Origin of the sequence: Saccharopolyspora sp. 6V (genome assembly GCF_020176785.1) — a bacterium.
GTDB lineage: Bacteria > Actinomycetota > Actinomycetes > Mycobacteriales > Pseudonocardiaceae > Saccharopolyspora_C > Saccharopolyspora_C gregorii.
The window spans coordinates 1-17,371 of the sequence record NZ_JAIUKB010000123.1 but is presented as its reverse complement, the minus strand read 5'-3'; the positions used below and the strand labels follow the sequence as shown (position 1 = coordinate 17,371).

At 75.2% G+C, this 17,371-nt stretch carries 15 protein-coding genes; 8 read left to right on the top strand and 7 right to left on the bottom strand.

Annotation, left to right across the window (positions count from 1 at the left end):
* Positions 1-129: 129 nt before the first annotated feature.
* The 3 genes from LCD35_RS22555 to LCD35_RS22545 all read left to right on the top strand — a co-directional run bounded on the left by LCD35_RS22555 (position 130) and on the right by LCD35_RS22545 (position 3,481).
* On the top strand, positions 130-1,035 hold the full coding sequence (locus LCD35_RS22555; protein WP_224968901.1) for an alpha/beta hydrolase: 906 nt from the start codon (positions 130-132) through the stop codon (positions 1,033-1,035).
* 116 nt (positions 1,036-1,151) lie between these two features.
* Entirely contained in the window at positions 1,152-2,177 is a 1,026-nt protein-coding gene (locus LCD35_RS22550; protein ID WP_225044802.1) for an SDR family NAD(P)-dependent oxidoreductase, read from the top strand.
* A 98-nt stretch (positions 2,178-2,275) separates the two neighbouring features.
* On the top strand, positions 2,276-3,481 hold the full coding sequence (locus LCD35_RS22545; RefSeq protein WP_225044801.1) for a cytochrome P450: 1,206 nt from the start codon (positions 2,276-2,278) through the stop codon (positions 3,479-3,481).
* Positions 3,482-3,529: 48 nt separating this feature from the next.
* On the opposite strand, the gene LCD35_RS22540 is transcribed toward LCD35_RS22545, so the two are convergent.
* The 4 genes from LCD35_RS22540 to LCD35_RS22525 all read right to left on the bottom strand — a co-directional run bounded on the left by LCD35_RS22540 (position 3,530) and on the right by LCD35_RS22525 (position 8,836).
* Positions 3,530-4,330, bottom strand: coding sequence for an ESX secretion-associated protein EspG (locus LCD35_RS22540; RefSeq protein ID WP_224957485.1), 801 nt, complete (start codon positions 4,328-4,330; stop codon positions 3,530-3,532).
* The gene (locus LCD35_RS22535; RefSeq protein ID WP_225044800.1) at positions 4,327-4,674 is read right to left on the bottom strand and encodes a hypothetical protein; all 348 of its coding nucleotides are present in this window, start codon (positions 4,672-4,674) and stop codon (positions 4,327-4,329) included. Before LCD35_RS22535 ends, LCD35_RS22540 begins: the two co-directional genes overlap by 4 nt.
* Positions 4,675-4,683: 9 nt before the next feature.
* Positions 4,684-5,856, bottom strand: coding sequence for a WXG100 family type VII secretion target (locus LCD35_RS22530; protein ID WP_225044799.1), 1,173 nt, complete (start codon positions 5,854-5,856; stop codon positions 4,684-4,686).
* A 97-nt stretch (positions 5,857-5,953) separates the two neighbouring features.
* Entirely contained in the window at positions 5,954-8,836 is a 2,883-nt protein-coding gene (locus LCD35_RS22525) for a BTAD domain-containing putative transcriptional regulator (protein WP_225044798.1), read from the bottom strand.
* A gap of 252 nt (positions 8,837-9,088) precedes the next feature.
* Here LCD35_RS22525 and LCD35_RS22520 point away from each other — a divergent pair, with 252 nt between their 5' ends.
* A complete protein-coding gene (locus LCD35_RS22520) occupies positions 9,089-9,658 on the top strand; it encodes a GNAT family N-acetyltransferase (RefSeq protein WP_224957481.1) in 570 nt (189 codons plus the stop codon).
* Here the strand turns inward: LCD35_RS22520 and LCD35_RS22515 are convergent, their stop codons facing one another.
* Positions 9,659-10,636, bottom strand: a complete 978-nt coding sequence (locus LCD35_RS22515; protein ID WP_224957480.1) for a cation diffusion facilitator family transporter — start codon at positions 10,634-10,636, stop codon at positions 9,659-9,661. It lies immediately after the preceding gene.
* 82 nt (positions 10,637-10,718) lie between these two features.
* Here LCD35_RS22515 and LCD35_RS22510 point away from each other — a divergent pair, with 82 nt between their 5' ends.
* Entirely contained in the window at positions 10,719-11,657 is a 939-nt protein-coding gene (locus LCD35_RS22510) for a magnesium transporter CorA family protein (RefSeq protein ID WP_224957479.1), read from the top strand.
* A 70-nt stretch (positions 11,658-11,727) separates the two neighbouring features.
* Positions 11,728-12,636, top strand: coding sequence for an alpha/beta hydrolase (locus LCD35_RS22505; protein WP_224968358.1), 909 nt, complete (start codon positions 11,728-11,730; stop codon positions 12,634-12,636).
* A gap of 108 nt (positions 12,637-12,744) precedes the next feature.
* Here LCD35_RS22505 and LCD35_RS22500 read toward each other — a convergent pair whose 3' ends face one another.
* Together LCD35_RS22500 and LCD35_RS22495 are read right to left on the bottom strand one after the other, a co-directional pair.
* Complete coding sequence (locus LCD35_RS22500; RefSeq protein WP_225044797.1) at positions 12,745-13,911, bottom strand: FAD-dependent monooxygenase; 1,167 nt, start codon at positions 13,909-13,911, stop codon at positions 12,745-12,747.
* Between the two features lie 225 nt (positions 13,912-14,136).
* Entirely contained in the window at positions 14,137-14,961 is an 825-nt protein-coding gene (locus tag LCD35_RS22495; RefSeq protein WP_225044796.1) for a GNAT family N-acetyltransferase, read from the bottom strand.
* Positions 14,962-15,164: 203 nt separating this feature from the next.
* Here LCD35_RS22495 and LCD35_RS22490 point away from each other — a divergent pair, with 203 nt between their 5' ends.
* Positions 15,165-16,640, top strand: coding sequence for an NAD(P)/FAD-dependent oxidoreductase (locus LCD35_RS22490; protein ID WP_308012565.1), 1,476 nt, complete (start codon positions 15,165-15,167; stop codon positions 16,638-16,640).
* A gap of 37 nt (positions 16,641-16,677) precedes the next feature.
* A complete protein-coding gene (locus LCD35_RS22485) occupies positions 16,678-17,184 on the top strand; it encodes a flavin reductase family protein (protein WP_224957475.1) in 507 nt (168 codons plus the stop codon).
* The last annotated feature ends 187 nt before the right edge of the window (positions 17,185-17,371 follow it).

The window sequence follows — 17,371 nt, the reverse complement described above, 5'->3', positions numbered from 1 at the left end:
AACGACGGCCCGCTCACCACCCGGAGGACCCCGGGCGACCGCCCGCCGACTTCCCAGTCAGTCGACTGCCTTACAGTGGGTCGTGCGCCGACCGGTCCGCCGGGCGAGGCCGACGAAGGGAGCGATCCGATGTCCGTCCTGTCCCGCCCCGCGGTGGCGGCCCTCGCCGCGAAGGCCATGCAGCGCGCCGTCGCCCGGGTCCGCCCGCCGCACGACCGGTTCCCCGAGTTCCCGGGCCGCACCGAGGAGCTCACCGTCCCCACCGCGGCGGGACCGGCCCGCGCGGTGCTGTACCGGCCGGACGCGACCGGGGGAACCGTGCCGCTGCACGTCAACTTCCACGGCGGCGGCTTCGTCATGGGGCTGACCGAACTCGACGACCCGCTGTGCAGGCTCATCGCCGGGACCGCGGAGGTCGCGGTGCTCAACGTCGATTACGTCCTCGCGCCGCAGCACCCGTTCCCCGCCCCGCCGCGGCAGGCGTTCGACGTGGTCCGCTGGGCCGCCGAGCACGGCGATCGGCACGGTTGGGACGGCTCCCGGCTGTCGGTCGGCGGGCAGAGCGCAGGCGGCTCGCTCGCCGCCGCCGTCGCGCGCCAGGCCTTCGAGCAGGGCGGACCGCGGATCGCGCTGCAGGCGCTGCACTACCCGTCGCTGGACCTGGTCACCCCGTTCCGGGACAAGGGATCGCCGCTGCCCAAGCCGATGCTGCGCCCGTGGATGGCGGAGGTCTTCAACGCCTCCTACCTCCGGGACCCGCGCTGGGCCGACGACCGGTTGCACTCCCCCGCCGCACCCGGGGACACCACCGACCTCACCGGCATCGCGCCCGCGCTGGTCGTCACCGCCGAGCACGACGTGCTGCGCGGCGAGGGCGAGCGCTACGCGGAACGGCTGCGCGAGGCGGGAGCGCTCGTGCGGCACCACGTGGTCGCCGGGGCCGACCACGGCTACGACGTGCAGGACCCGGACCGGGCCCGCGCCGGCTACGACCTGATCGCCCGCCACGTGCGGCGAGCGCTGCACGCGGACTGACACCGCCCACCGGCTCCCGCCGCGCGGGGCGCGAGGCCCGGCGCGGGAGGCGCGAAGCCGGACGGATCCCGCGCTCGGCACCGCCCCCGGGATCCGGTCGACAGGAGGGAAACCCGATGACCGCCACCCCGCTGTCCCCCGAGTCCACGGTGGCCGAATGGCTCGACCACCCCGCGGGCGGCCCGATCCTGCGCCGGATGCTGGCGGAGAACGGGCAGAGCCCCGCGGCGCTGCGCTCGGTGCGCCGGTTCCGGATGAGCAGGCTCGTCGCGCTCAGCGGCGGGCGGCTCAGCGCCGAGGAGGTGGACCGGCTGGCCGCCGAGGCCAACGCCACCGCCACCCCCGACGCGGCAGGTGCTCCCACTCCGCCGCCACGTCCGGAGTGGCGGGAACGCACCACACCAGGCCGGTTCACCGGCAGCACCGCCATCATCACCGGCGCGGGCTCCGGCATCGGCCGGGCCACCGCCTCCCGCGTCGCCCGCGAAGGCGGCCGGGTCGTGGCGGCCGACGTCGACCCGGGCCGCCTCGACGCGCTGGTCGCCGAGCACGCCGAGCACGAGGTGGTGCCGGTCCGCGCCGACATCACCGACCCGGACGGGATCGCGGCGATCGTGGCCGCCGCGGACGGCAGGGTCGACGCGCTCGCCAACATCGCCGGGATCACCGACGGGATGGTGCCGCTGCACGAGGTGGACGACGAGCTGTGGCACCGGGTCTTCGAGGTCAACCTGCACGGCGCGTTCCGGCTGACCCGCGCGGTGCTGCCGCTGATGCGCGCCGCCGGGCGGGGTTCGATCGTCAACGTGTCCTCGGAGGCGGCGCTGCGCGGCTCGACCGCGGGCACCGCCTACACCGCGTCGAAGCACGCGGTGGTCGGACTGACCCGCAGCGCGGCGTTCATGTACGGCCCGGACGGGATCCGGGTGAACTCGGTGGCGCCGGGCGGGGTGGCGACGGGCATCGAGGGCGCGATGAACTCGGCGCTGGGCCGGGAGCGGATCGAGCCGACGCTGGCGGCGCTGCCGCACATCGCCGAGCCGGAGCACGTGGCCGCGTCGATCGCGTTCCTGCTCAGCGAGGATTCGGTGAACCTCAACGGCGTGCTGCTGCCCTCCGACGGGGGCTGGTCCGTCCAATGAGGACACCCGTTCGCGGCGGGGCGGCGTGCCGCACTTGCTTTCAGTCAATCGACTGAATTAGGCTCGTGGGCACTGCCACCCCACCACCAGGAGCCCGCGTGAGCCAGCCAGCCCCGCCGAACGACCAGCCGATCTCCACGCGCCGCACCGGTTTCGACCCGGCGCCGGACGTCGCCGCGCTGCGCTCGCGCGACGGGATCACCCGGATCCGCACCCCGTTCGGCCCGTCCGCCTGGCTGCTCACCCGGCACGCCGACGTGCGGCGCATGCTCGGCGACGCCGACGCCTTCCGCAACGGCTGGGGCCCGGAGGACCTGGACGGCGCGCGGCGCGACCCGCGGCAGCTCTCCGGGGAGCGCAGCGGCAACCTGCTCGCGCTCGACCCGCCGGACCACACCCGGCTGCGCCGGATGCTCACCCCCGAGTTCACCGTCCGCCGGATGCGCCGCCTCGAACCGCGCATCGTCGAGATCGTCGACGAGCACCTGGACGCGCTCGAACGCCACGGCCCGCCCGCCGACCTCGTCGCCCAGTACGCGCTGCCGATCCCCTCGCTGGTCATCTGCGAACTGCTCGGCGTGCCGCCCACCGACCGGCCCGAGTTCCAGGAGCGCACCAACCGCCAGCTCGACACCACCCTCCCGGAGGAGGAGAAGGTCGAGCTGTCCCGGCAGTCCCTCGCGTACATGACCGAGCTCGTCGCCCGGGCGCGGCAGGACCCGGGCGAGGACCTGCTCGGCATGCTCATCCGGGACCACGACGCGGAGCTGAGCAACGCCGAGCTGATCGGCATCGGGAACCTGCTGCTCGTCGCCGGGCACGAGACCACCTCGAACATGCTCGGCCTCGGCACGCTCGCGCTGCTGCGCCACCCCGAGCAGCTGCGCATCGTGCGCGACGAACCGGATCGCGTGCCGGGCGCCGTCGAAGAACTGCTGCGGTGGCTCAGCGTCGTCGGCAGCGGCTCGCCGCGGATGGCGACCCGGGACGTGGAGCTGGCGGGCGCCACGATCCGCCGCGGTGACCTCGTGTCGTTCAACCTGCCCGCCGCCAACCGGGACCCGGAACTGCTCGACGACCCTGAGCTGCTGGACGTCACGCGGTCCGCGAGCCCGCACGTCGGCTTCGGGCACGGCATCCACCACTGCATCGGCGCGCCGCTGGCGCAGATGGAGATGCGCATCGCGTTCCCCGCGCTGCTGCGGCGGTTCCCGCAGCTGCGGCTGGCGATCCCGGAGGACGAGGTGGCGTTCGCCAGCGACCACGCCATCTACGGCCTCAAGGAGCTGCCGGTCACCTGGTGAACCGGAGCGCCGAGCTCGGGCGGCCGGGGCCCCGCGGCGGCCGGCCGCTCAGCGGGCCGACCTGGCGGCGCCCACCAGCTCGGTGACCGCGACCTCCAGATCGGGCGGGCGCAACGGGTTGACGCTCACCCAGCCGCCCGCGGTGCCGATCCGCAGCCGCCCGGCCGGACCGTCCACCCAGGACAGTTCGGTGCCGTCCCGGACCACGCCGCCCCGGCCGCGCCGGGTGGCGCCGAGCTGCCCGCGCCCGGTCACCACCGGCAGCACCCGGACGAGCTGGTCGAGCTGCGCGGGATCGCCGCCGCAGTCGCGCACCAGCTCCCGGAGCCGCCGCTGCCGTTCGGCGTCCCGGTCCACCTCGTCGAGCACCCCGGCCGCCCCGTGCACCGCCCGCGCGGGCAGGGTGATCGGCATCGTGCGGGCCCCGCCGAGCCTCGGCAGCATCCCCAGCACGGCGCGGACCAGGTCGTCCTGCCCGATCCAACGCACCTCCACCTGGCCGGACAGCGCATCGCCGAGCGGGCGGAGGCAGAGCGCCGCCCACGACCGGTGCAACAGCACCGCGACCGCGGTGGTCCCGTCCGGCCCGGTGAGCAGCAGGTCGATCGCCGCCCGGTGCTCACCCAGCGCGTCCGCCAGGTCCGCCGCCGCCCCGGTGGGACCGGAACCGTCGGCGAGGCCGCGCAGCTCCAGCGTCTGACCGGCCGTGCGCAGCAGCACCTCCCGCTCGCCCGCGATCCGGCCGAACGACGGCACCTGCAGCGGGAACGGGCAGGCCACCCCGGCGTGCGTGGCGAGCAGGTCCAGCTCGACCAGCCCGAACCGGACGCCCTCGGCGGTGGCGATCACGATTCGCCCCCGGCCGCCGCGCGCAGCGCCCGGCTGGCCTCCGCCTCGCGGTCCCGGTAGCCGGTCACGGTCCGGCGCAGCGCGGTGTGGAACTCGTTGACGCCGGTGTCGGTGGCACCGACCTCCCCGGTCAGGCCGGTCGCGCCCGCTTCCACGCGCAACCGCATCGCCAGGTGCAGCGCCGGTGGCGCCGTGCCGAGCAGCGGCAGCCGCTGCGCCAGTTCACCCGCGGTGCGCACCAGGCCCGCGGTGTCCTCGCCGATCGCGGCGAGCGCGGCGACCTGCGCGTCCAGTTCCTCCGGTGTCAGCTGGAAACCGCCGCCCGGAACGTCCCCAGTGGTCATGATCGATCCTCACTCCCCGATCACCGGGGGCATCACCGGCTCGTCGACGTCGAAGAGCCGCTGGTCGACGACGGGCAACCGGTTGCGGTGCTCGCCGGATTCCTCGTCCCGGCCCCGGGCGCCCGCCCCGGCCGGGGCCATGCCGCCGCGTCCACCGGACCGGCCCGCCGGGGACGCGCCCAGCGCGGCACCGCCGAACCGCCCGGCCGCACCGCCGATCCCCGCGCGCCCGCCGGGTGCCAGTGCCGCGTCGAGCGGTCCGCCGCCGACGAGCTTCCCCCACGGCACCCCGCCACCGGACGCACCGCCGAACCCGCCACCGGTGCCCGCCGCCGAGCTCGCGCCGAACCCCGCCGCGGTCGTCGCTGCGGGCTCCTCCCCCGCCTCGGCCGCACCCCCGGCACCGGCCGAGGCGGAGGTGATGTTCCGGCTGCTGCCCGCGAGGCACTGCTCGTAGCGCTGCATCACGTGCACCGCCTGCGCCTTCTGCTCGGCGGCGGCCACGCTGGCCAGGAACGCGCTGCCCGCGCCACCCGCGATGCCGCCGACGGCGGCGCCCATCATCGCGCCCGGGCCGGCGCCGACCCCCGCGGCACCCGCGCCGAGCGCCCCGCCGACGACGGTGCCGACCGCGGTGCCCGCGGCGGACCCGGCCGACCCGGCGGCCACCGGATCGACGCCCGGCGGCGGCATCTCGTTGCGCGCCGATTCGAGCGCGTCCCCCGCTTCCCGGGTCGCCCGGCCCACCGCGCCCGCGCGGGAGCCCGCGGCTCCGGTCCGCTCACCGAGGTCGCCGAGCGCACCGGAGGCCTGCCGGGCCGCCTGCCCGTCCCAGTTCCGCTCCAGCGCCCCCCGCTGGTCGCGGAGCCCGTCGGCGTGGCCGGTGAGCTCGGTGCCGTGGCGCTGCCACTCGTCGGCGACCCGGCCGACGTCACCGACGTCGGCGCCCTGCCACAGCATGTCGTAGAGCTCCTGGTGCGAGTACGCGTTCCAGTTCGTCCCGCCCTCCGCCAGCGGTGAGCCGAAGTAGCCCTCCCACACGTTGCGCAGCGCCTCGACCACCGGCTGAGCCAGCACACCCGCCGGCCCGGCCTGCGCGAGCACCGCCACGGCCGCGTCGGCGAGGTCCTGCACCCCGTCCGAGGCCGTGCTGATCAGTTCATCGGCACCGTCGTCCGCCATGTCCCGTTCCATCTCCCCCAGGCGTGCGTGGAAAGCGACGAGGGGAAAGCTATGGGGCGGCGATGAATTTTCGATGAAGCGCCCGGCGGAGGGGTGCTCAACAGGAGCGGAGCGCCTCGCGGGCGGCGGCCAGCTCGTCCGGGCGCCCGGCGAGCTCGGCGAGCGCCACCGCCGCCTCGAAGTGCTCGCGCGCCTCGTCGCGCAGCCCCGCCAGCAGGCAGGTCCGGCCGAGCCGGTCGCGGAGCTCCACCTCCATCGACGCGTGCCCGCGCGCCGGGAACAGCTCCAGGGCGCGCCGCTGGGCGGCGAGCGCGGCGGTCAGGTCGCCGCGCGCCTGCTCGGCCGAGCCGAGCCGGGTGAGGCTGGTGGTGAGCAGCGCCGGATCGGCGGACCGCTCGGCCAGGTCGGCGGCGGCGCGCAACGCCTCGGCCGCGGCGTCGACCTCGCCGACCACGAGCCGGACGCTGCCGGTGTGGCACAGCGCCCGGCCCATCATCCCGGTGCTGCCGAGCTTCTCGCCGAGGGCGTGCAGGTCGGCGAACCACCGCAGCGCCGCCTCGTGCTCGCCGTCGAGGTGCCGCAGGTAGCCGATGACCGAACCGGCGCGCTCCACCGTCCGGTCGTCACCGAGCTCGGTGGCGAGCCGGATCGCTTCGTCCAGCGCGGCGAGCCCTTCCGCGCGGGCACCGGACATCGCGGTGGCCATGCCGATCCCGGTCTTCGCCCGGGCCTCCTCCCCGCGCTCGCCGCGGCGGCGCGCGGTGGCCGCGGCGTCCTCGAACAGGGTCAGCGCCTGCGGGTACCGGCAGCGGGCGATCTCCACGGCGCCGAGGCTGGAGCGCAGCGCGGCCACCATCCGCTGGTCGGTGGCCTCCGGGAGGTGGTCCAGGGCGATCCGCACCGCGTCGTGGCACTCGTGGGCCCGGCCGCGCGGCAGCAGCTGGTCGACGACGGCCTCGGCGATCCAGCAGGCGTGGTCGACGTGTCCGGTGGCCACCGCGTAGGCGACCACGTCGGACAGGTCGCCCGCCGAGTCCAGCCACTCCGCGGCCTCCCGCACCCCGCGGAACGGGGCCGGGGCGCGCTCCGGCGGGATCACCTCGCCCGCGCAGCGCGCGGCGGACAGGTACAGGTCCAGCAGCCGCCCGGCGGCCGCGGTCGTTTCGGCGGTCTCGTCTGCGGCGAGGCGGCGGGCGAACACGGCGACCAGGTCGTGCAGCCGGTAGCGGCCCGCGACCGGCTGCTGCACGAGGTTCGCGTCGACGAGGGCCTCCAGCATCCGCAACGCCTGCGCGGGCGTGCGGTCCAGCATGGCGGCGACGGCGATGCAGTCCAGCTCCGGCGCGGGCGCGCGGCTGAGGGCGCGGAAGGCGGCGCGTTCCGGGACGGGGATCCTGCGGTAGGACAACCGGAACGCGGCTTCGACGCTGCGGTCTCCCGCGGTGAGCTCGCCGAGCCGCGCCCCGTCGTCGGAGAGCCGCGCCACCAGGTCGCCCGCGGTCCACATCGGACGGTTCTGCAGCCGGGCGCCCGCGATGCGCAGCGCCAGCGGCAGCCTTCCGCACAGCCGCACCAGTTCCGCGACGGCGGCGCGCTCCCGCTCGTCGCGCGGTTCGCCGACGACGCCGCCGAGCAGCCCGCGCGCCGCCGCGTCGTCCAGCGGGCCCAGCGAGACCCGGTGCGCCGCGTCGAGCCCGGCCAGCCTGCGGCGGCTGGTCACCAGCACGCGGCTGCCGGGCCCCGCGGGCAGCAGCGGGCGCACCTGCGCGGCGCTCGTCGCGTCGTCCAGCACCACCAGCAGCCGCAACCGGTTCGTCGCCGCGCGCCAGGAGGCCGCGAGCTCGTCCACGTCGTCCGGGATCGCGCTGTCGTCGACGCCGACGGCGCGCAGCAACCGCCGCAGCACCCGTTCCGGCGGCAGCGCCTCGCGGTCCTCGCGGTAGCCGTGCAGGTCCACGAACAGGCAGCCGGCCGGGCCGTGCGCGCGCCGCGCCCGGGCGGCGGTGACGGCGAGCGCCGTCTTGCCCGAACCGGCGACGCCGTCCACGGCGGCGACCGACACCGCACCGGGATCGGCCGCACCGGTCAGCAGCGCCAGCTCCTGCTCCCGGCCGGCCAGCGGGCCCACATCGGCGGGCAGTTCGTCGCGGGTGGCGGGACGGGCCGCGACCGCCCAGCGGCGCGGGGCGAGCGCCGCGTCGTCGCCGAGCAGCACGGCCCGCTGCACCCACTGCGCCGCCGTTCCCGGTTCGACACCGAGGTCGGCCACCATCCGCTCGCGCAGGACGGTGAACACCGCGAGCGCGTCCGCCCGCCTGCCGCTGCCGTGCAGAGCGCGCATCAGCAGCACCGCCAGCGCCTCGTCGCCGGGGTGGGCGACGGCGAGCGCCGAGAGCTCGCCGACCGCTTCGGCGTGCCGCCCCAGCTCCAGCAGGCAGTCCGCCCGCTGCCGGGCGAGCGCGAGGCGGCGCTCCGCCCACTCGCGCCGCCGGGCCGCCGCGAACGGGCCGGGCAACCCGGCCAGGGGCTCGCCGTCGAACAGGGCGAGCGCGTCGCAGCAGTTCCGCACCGCGGTCTCCGGATCGCCCGCCCGCCGGGCGCGGTCCGCCGCGGCGGCGAGGTCGTCCAGCCGCGCCCAATCCAGCCCCACCCCGGCGCCGTGGAACCGGTAGCCACCCCGGTCGGCGCTGATCACCGGGTCCTGCTCGGTGCCGCCGAGGCTCTTGCGCAGCCGGTACACGTAACCGGGCACGACCTTCACGCCCGTCCCCGGCGGTTCGTCGCCCCAGACCTCGTCGAGCAACCGCTGCCTGCTGGTGGTCACGTCCGGCCGCAGCAGCAGGCTCACCAGGAACGCCTGCTGCCGCACCGGACCGAGGTCCAGCTCCGTCGTCCCGCGCCACGCGCGCAGCGGGCCGAGGACGGTGAACCCGAGCCCGGTGCCGGGCACCGGACGGCCGCCCTCCCGCTCCGCCGACATGATCCGGAGCTTACGGGGCCGCCGCCCGCCGGAGGCGCGGTTCGCCCGCACGGCCCCGGATTCACGCGTTCAGCGGGCCTCGCCCAGCCGCCGCGGCCCGCACGGCTCGCTCGAACGGGGCGTCACCGCGCACCCGCTTCCCGGCGAGCTCGCGCCGGGGCATTGCCAGCCGAACGGAACAATGGTTAGGCTAACCTAACTAACACGGCGCGGTCGATCGAGCAGGCCCGCTCGCAACCCGACGGAGGCACCATGGCGTGGAGCAGGACCCCGCAGGACATCTCGTTCAGCACCTTCGACCTGAACTGGGGCTTTCTCGCCATCCGGCCCATCGACGTGCGCAGCGACGTGACGCTGCTGCACCGGTGGCTGATCGACCCGCGCACCACGCCGCGCTCCCCGGGCCGGGTCTCCCGGGTACGGCGGCTGCTCGAAGCGATGCTGGTGGAGCCGGAACGCCGCCTGTACCTCGGATTCCGGGACGACATCCCGGCTTTCCTATTCGAGACCTTCCGCCCCGAGCACGACCCGCAGGCCCCGCGACCGGGCGCGGTGGGCGTGCGGATGCTGTCCGCGCCCGGCGAGGAGGACACCCCGGGGTTCTCCACCGCGATCCTGCGCACCATCGTGAAGCTGGTCCTCGACGACCCGGTCCACGACCGCGTCGTGCTGGAGTCCGATGTGGCCGAAGCCCGGCTGACCCGGCTCGCCGCCGGATTCCACACCGAGCAGCGGATCACCGCGCACGGCAGGGAGATCTTCGTCAGCACCTGCTCCCGCGCGGACGTGCGCACCGAGTTCGGGCTGGAGGCCGCGGGCTGATCAGCCCCCGTCGAGGCCGTAGCGGGCGAGTCTGCGGGCGCGCACGTGCGGGTCCTCGCGCGGTACCGGCTCCAGGAAGATCTCGTCCAGGTCCGGGAACCGCGCGCGCAGCTCGTCGTCCAGCCGCACGCACAACCGCTCCACGTCCCCCGCGCTGAGGCTGTCCCGGAAGTCGAGGCGGGCGCACAGCAGCACCCGGTCGGTGCCGGTCATCATCGTCATCAGGTCCACGACGGCGCTGATCCCCTCGTGCCCGGCCAGGTGCTCGCGCACACCGCGCACCAGCGCCGGGCCCGCCGAGCGGCCGATCAGCAGCCCCATGTTGGCGCGGCCGAGCGCGTAGGCGACCCCCGCCAGCAGCACGCCGATCAGCAGCGACGCCACGCCGTCCCACACCCCCGAACCGGTCAGCTGGTGCAGGCCGACCCCGGCGAACGCCAGCAACAGCCCGATCAGCGCCGCCCCGTCCTCGAAGAACACGGTGACCACCGTCGGGTCGTCGCTGCCGCGCATCCAGCGCACGAAGGTGGTGCCCTCGGCCTTCGCCTCGGCGCGGACCTGGAGCACGGCCCGCAGCCACGAGGTGCCCTCCAGCAGGAACGCGCCGCCGAGCACCGCGTAGGCGACCCACGGCAGGGTCTGCTCGGACTCGCCGCTCGCGACGGTGCGCACCCCTTCGATGATGGCGAACACCCCGCCGGAGACGAAGATCGACACGGCGGCGATCAGCGCCCAGAAGTAGCGGGCCTTGCCGTAGCCGAACGGGTGGCGCCGGTCGGCCGGCCGGGACGAGCGCCGCAGCCCCGTCAGCAGCAGGCCCTGCGTGGTGGTGTCGGCCGCCGAGTGCGCCGCCTCCGCCAGCATCGCCCCGGATCCGGTGATCAGGCCCGCCACCAGCTTGAGCAGCCCGATCGCCAGGTTCGCTCCCAGCGCGAGCAGCACCGTCGCCGTGCTCTCGCCGCTCTCCTCCTCGGCCATCGGCCGATCGTAGAGCAGCCGACCGCCCGGAGGCGGTCCTCGCGCGGGGCCGGCCCGAGCCGCGCGCTGCTAGCGTCGGCGGATGGACATCCTGCGGTCGGTCGACGTCGAACGGATGCGGGCGCTGCGCGAGCGCGGCGAGTTCTTCTGGCTCGACCTGACGGACCCGACCGGCGACGAGCTCGCCACCGTCAGCTCCCTGTTCGACATGCACGCGCTGGCCATCGAGGACAGCCACGAGTTCGGCCAGCGCGCCAAGATCGACGAGTACGAGCACGGTTCGCTGCTGGTGTTCTTCGGCGCCGAACCCGGCGAGCACGGGCACCCCGCGCTGGTCGAGGTCCACCTCCACCTGTCCGAGCAGGCGCTGATCACCGTCCGGCGCGTGCGGCTGACCGCGGTGGACGACGCGGCCCGCCACCTGTCCGAGAATCCGCCCGCGCACTTGGGCGAGGCGGTGCACGCCGTGCTGGACGCGCTCACCGACAGCCTGCTGACCGCGCTGGAGGGGTTCGACGACGAGATCGACGAACTGCACGACGCGGTCGCGCTGCAACCCACCCCGGCCACCCGCAGGCGGATCTTCGCGTTGCGCCGCCAGCTGTCCCGGCTGCGGCAGGTCGTGGTGCCGCAGCGGGACCTGCTCGCGCCGGGCGGCACCGTCCTCGACGCGGTGCCCGCGCTGCGGGGGAAGGGTTCGGCGGTCTCGATCCGGGACGTGCACGACCACCTGGACCAGGCGACGCGGCTGCTCGGCTCCTACCGGGAGCAGCTGGCGAGCCTGCTGGACCTGTACCTGGCGGAGGTCTCCACCCGGCTCAACGAGTTCATGCGGCGGCTGTCGGTGATCGCCACCGTGTTCCTGCCGCTGTCGTTCTTCGTCGGCTTCTTCGGGATGAACTTCGGGTGGATGCAGGACAAGATCACGCCCGCCTGGACGTTCTTCGTGTTCGGCATCGGGCTGCTGGTCGCCTCCGGCGCGGTCGTCGCCTGGTACCTGCGGCGCACCGGCGCCCGTTGACGTTCCGCCCCACCACCCGGCACGGCCGGGTGTCCGGCGCGGGCGCCGAGCCCGGCGGTAGCGTCGAGCGGTGCGATTCGACGGGATCCGGTTCGACCCGCGGCTGGCCCCGCTGATCGACGAGACGCGAGCCTTCTACGCCCGGCGCTCCCCCGGCCGCGGCCCGCGCGGTGCGGACGAACTCCGGTCGATGCGTGCCGCCGCACCCGTTCCCGCACCGTCGGATCCGCCCGCGAGGTGCGAACTCGCCGAGAGCGGCGGGCGTTCGGTTCCGGTCCGGGTGCAGCTGCCCCGCGCGGGTTCGCCCGCGGGAGTGCTGCTCGACCTCCACGGCGGCGGCTTCTACCTGGGTTCGGCCGCCGACCACGACATCCGCAACCAGGACCTGGCCGACGCGCTCGGCATCGCGGTGGTCGGCGTCGACTACCGGCTCGCACCGGAGGATCCCTGGCCCGCCGCACCGGAGGACTGCGAGGCGGCGGCCCGGTGGCTCGTGGCAGGCGCCGCCCGGCGGTTCGGCACGACCCGCCTCGCGATCTGCGGGTTCTCCGCGGGCGCGACGCTGGCGACGACCACCCTCGTGCGGCTGCGCGACCGGGGGATCGACGCGTTCGGCTGCGCGGTCCTCCAATTCGGGACCTACGACCTGAGCGGGCGGACGCCGAGCGGGCGGCTGATCGCCGACGAGTACTTCATCGAGGCCTACGCGGGGCACGTGCCCGACCGCGCCCACCCGGACGTGTCGCCGATCTACGCCGACCTGTCCGGCCTGCCGCCGGTGCGGCTGGTAGTCGGCGCGGAGGACGTGCTGCTCGGCGACAACCGCGCGATGGCCGCGCGGCTGGCCGCGGCCGGTGTCGACGTGGACCTGCGGGTCTACCCCGCCGCACCGCACGGTTTCACCGCCCACCCGACCCCGATGGCGGACGCCGCGCGGGCCGACGTGCGGCAGTGGCTCGCCGGACATCTCGGCGCGTGACGTGCGGGCGGGGCGCCGCTCGTCCCCGCCCGCTCCTCGCCGGTCGAGCGGCATCGCCGCGAGTTCCCGGAACCCGGCGTCGACCTGCCGCCGGGCGGGCGGTGCGCGCTACCGGCGAATGGCGGCGGCTCGGGCGTCGTGCGAGTGGATCCAGTGCAGCGTGGTGCCGATGCCGGTGAGCTGGTGGTCGCGCCGCTCCGCTTCCGCACCGTCGGGCAGGTGCAGCAGGCCGGAGGCGATCCAGGAGCTGCGCTGCACCGCGCGGGTGCGGGCGCGCCGCAGCCGGGCGTAGCGCCGCAGCGCGGTGGCGCGGTCGCCGTCGCGGAGGCATTCGGCGAGCGTCACGGCGTCCTCGATGGTCTGGTTCGCGCCCTGCCCGTGGTGCGGCAGCATCGCGTGCGCCGCGTCGCCGAGCAGCACCGCGCCGCCGCGGTACCAGCGGTTCAGCGCCCGCTGCCCGAACAGCCCCCAGCGCTGCGGCAGCGAGGTGCGCTCGACCAGTTCCCGCACGCCGGGGTGCCAGTCCGCGAAGCGGTCCCGGATCCGCTCCACCGGCACGTCCTCGGTCCAGCCCGGCGCGGACCACCGCTCCGGTTCGTGCACGACGGCCAAGAAATTCACGATCGAGCCATCGCCGATCGGGTAGTGCAGCAGGTGCGCGCCCGGCCCCATCCAGAACTGGATGGCCTGCGGGTCCGGCAGCGACGGCAGCTGCTCGACCGGGACCAGCCCGCGGAACCCGCTGGTTCCCGAGTAGGCGGCGGGGGCCTCGCCGGTCACCCAGCGCCGCACGGCGGAGTGCACGCCGTCGGCCCCGACGACCACCTCGGCCTCGGTGACCGAGCCGTCGGCGAATTCGAGCCGGTGGCCGGAACCGGCCGCGGAGATCCCGACCAGCCTGCGGCCGAGCCGGACCCGGTCCCCGCACTCCGCCGCGAGCAGCCGTTGCAGATCGGCGCGGTGCACGCCGTAGTAGGGGGCGCCGAAGCGGCGTTCGTAGTCGGCGGCGACCGGGTGGTCGTGCACCCGGGCGCCGCTGTCCCAGCGCCGGTAGATCAGCTCGGTGGGCACCGCACCGCAGCGGGCGAGCCCCTCGCCCAGGCCGAGTCCGCGCAGCACCCGGGTGCCGTTCGCGGACAGGGCCACGGCCGCGCCGACCTCCCGCAGCTCGGGAGCCTGCTCGTGCACCTCCGCGTCCACCCCGCGCCGCCGCAGCGCCAGCGCGAGCGTGAGCCCGCCGATCCCGCCGCCGATGATCGCCACCGGTGCCGCCATCGCCCTGCCACCCCGATTTCCCACAACATCGTTCGTGTACGTACGGATACTGCGGAGGATCTGCCCGATCGCCCGTCCGGTCAAGACCCCTTGGACGCCCGTCACAACGCGCACCGGGTCGCACTCGCCGCCCGCCCCGGCCTGCGGCGACGGCCCACCAGCCCCCTCCGGCGCGGCACCACCCGGCGAGCCCGCGCGAGCCCCCGGCACCGGACGATCGAGCGGTCACCGCACCCAGCGGTACGGGGTGGTGGTCGAGACGGCGCGCAGGCCGGAACGTTCCAGGATCGGGCGCGAGTACTCCGTGCAGTCGCTGTGCACCAACGACTTCCCGAGCTCCAGCGCGGCCCGCGCCCGCGCGGCGGTGAGCGCCCGGTAGATCCCCCGGCCGCGCCACTCCACGCGGGTGGCGCCGCCCCAGATCCCGGCGAAGTCGGTGCCGGGCACGGGTTCGAGCCGTCCGGTGCACACGACGACCCCGGCGGCCTCGGCGAGCCACAGCTGCATGCCGTCGTCGAGCGCGAGCCTGCGCAGCACCGCATCGACCGCGGCGGCGGAGACGGGCTCGCCGAACACCTCGTCCTCCATCGCGCACATCGCCCGCACGTCGGGCTCGTCCACCACCCGGCGCAGCGCGACGCCCGCGGGCAGCGGCACGTCGGCGACGAGCGCCCGGACGGGGCCGATCATGATGGTCTCCGGCTCATCCGGCGCGAATCCGGCGGCGAGCAGGGCGTCGTGCAGGCCGGGGGCGCGGTCGTGGCCGCGGGTCTTCCACTCGACGCGCTCGATCGCCGGGTCCGCGCGGTAGTGCTCGACGACGTCGGCGACCAGCCGCCGGACCTGTCCGGCGTCGGCGCCACCGAGGTCCCGGTAGGTGACGAGCCCGCGCCCGCCCGCGTAGGTCGCCAGGCGCAGCGGGCCGCACCTGGCCACCGACAGGGCGCCGGGGATCTCCGCGTCGGTGCGCAGTTGGTCGTCGTAGGCCGCCAGCAGGCTCGTCGAGTCGTCCACGCGGATCATCTTCAGCGGCACCACCGGCGCGGACAACCGGTTTTCCGGGCGCGGCCCGGCTCCCCCGAGCGGACGAGCACTCGCGCGACGCGGTCACTCCTCCCGCACATCTGGACCGTTCGTTCACTTACCGAACACCCCATTCGGAGTAGTTCGCATCCGGCTCCGGATCGTGTCAAGTCTCGGGTTCCCGATACATCCTCCGAAAAACCCCTCGACGCGAGTCTTGACGCGGCGAAATCCGCGGGTCCACAATACGCTCGTTCCGTTCATATATTGAACGTTCTGTTCCTAGAACGAACACTCGAAGTCCGTCCCGCGGTGCGCACCCCGGTGCCGCCATCGCAGCTCCGTCCCACCCACCGGCAGCACAGCGCTCGGCCCACCGAGCGCGGCACCGACGACGAATGGAGTGCACAACCGTGACCGAAGAAACCGACGTCATCGTGGTCGGTGGCGGCGTCTCCGGCCTCATCGCGGCCCGCGAGCTCAGCGGACGCGGACTGCGGGTCACCGTGCTGGAAGCCAGGGACCGGCTGGGCGGCCGGGTGTGGACCGACCACCGGCTGGGCCGCGACCTGGAGATCGGCGGCACCTGGCTGCACTGGGTGCAGCCGCACGCGTGGGCCGAGGTCAGCCGGTACGGGCTGGAGGTCACCCGCGGACCGCGTCCGGAGGAGGCCTACTGGCTGGCCGGGGACGAGGTGCGCACCGGCGACCTCGACGAGTTCATGCGGCTCATCGATCCGGGCATGCGACGGCTGCTGGACGAGACCATGCGGCGCATCCCCCGGCCCGACCAGCCCGCGGCGGGCGCCGAGATCACCGAGGTCGACGGGTTCAGCGTCCAGGACAAGCTCGACGAACTCGACCTGCCCGTCGAGGAGTACCGGGCCAACGAAGCCGCCTGGGTCGGGCACTTCAACGCCCCGCTGCAGGACGGCGCGTTCACCGCCGCGCTGCGCTGGACGGCCGCCACCGCCGGGTCCTGGCACCTGATGCACGAGGCCTCCGCCGTGTTCCGGCTCGCCGCCGGGACCAAGGCGCTGGTCTCCGCGATCGCCGCCGACGGCGACGCCGACATCCGCACCTCCACCGAGGTCCGGCGGATCGAGCACGACGCCGACGGCGCCACCGTCACCACCGCCGCCGGCGACCGGCTCCGGGCCCGCCGGGTGGTGCTGACGCTGCCGCAGAACATCCTCGGCGAACTGGACGTCTCCCCCGCGCTGTGCGCCGAGAAGCGCGCCGCGACCGAGGAGCGGACCGCGTCGCGGGGCGTGAAGGCCTGGATCCGGGTCCGCGGTCCGATCCGCCCGTTCTTCGCCTACTCCTCGGCCGAGCACCCGCTGTCGGTGGTGCGCACCGAGTTCAACGGCGAGGAGGACGCGGTGCTGGTGGCCTTCGGCGCCGACTCGGAGCGCATCTCCCCGAACGACATCGACGCCGTGCGCGCCGCGCTGCGCGCGTGGCGCGACGACCTCGACGTGCTCGAAGTCTCCGGGCACGACTGGATGGCCGACCCGCATTCCAGGGAGACCTGGCTAATGCAGCGGCCGAACCAGCTCACCCAGTACTTCGAAGCCCAGCGGCGCCCCGAGGGCGTCCTCCACTTCGCGGGCGGCGACGTCGCCTCGCTGTGGGCGGGCTTCATCGACGGGGCCGTCGAGAGCGGCCTTCGCGTGGCACGTGAGATCAGCGGCGACCTGCGCTGACGCACCCCTGACCAGAACCGGACGAGGAGGCACCACCATGACAACGTCGACTTCGATCATCGAGCCGCGCCAGTTCCGCGACGTGATGGGACATCTGCCCACCGGCGTCGTCGTCGTGGCCGGGCGCGACCACGAACGCGGCACGCCCGCCGGGCTCGTGGTCGGCACCTTCCAGTCCCTCTCGCTGGACCCGCCGCTGGTGTGCTTCAGCGTCGCCACCAGCTCCCGCAGCTGGCCGAAGATCCGCCCGAGCGGCTTCTTCAGCGCCAGCGTGCTCACCGACGGGCAGGACGCGGTGTGCCGCGCGATGTCCGGCAAGCAGGAGGACAAGTTCGCCGAGGTCGACTGGCACGAGTCGGCCGACGGCTGCCCGCAGATCATCGGCGCGCACGCCTGGATCGACTGCCGGACCGTGCAGGAGCTCGAAGGCGGCGACCACCTCATCGTGATCGGCGAGGTCCGCGGCATGGCCACCGGCAGCGGTGATCCGCTGGTGTTCCACCGCGGCAGGCTCGGCGGCTACCGCGAGCCCCTGCACGCCTGATCGCACGTCCCCGGCGCCGCGGCCTTCGGCAGCCGGATTCCCGCACCGCAGCACGCACTTCCCGGGGTGGGGGGGGGCGCGGCCGCCCCCCCCCGGCCCCCGCCCCCCCCCCCCCCCGCCGCCCGCCCCGGGTGTGGGGGGGGCGTACGGACGGAGCGGTGGACGGCGAAGGCCGCCCCCCCCACGC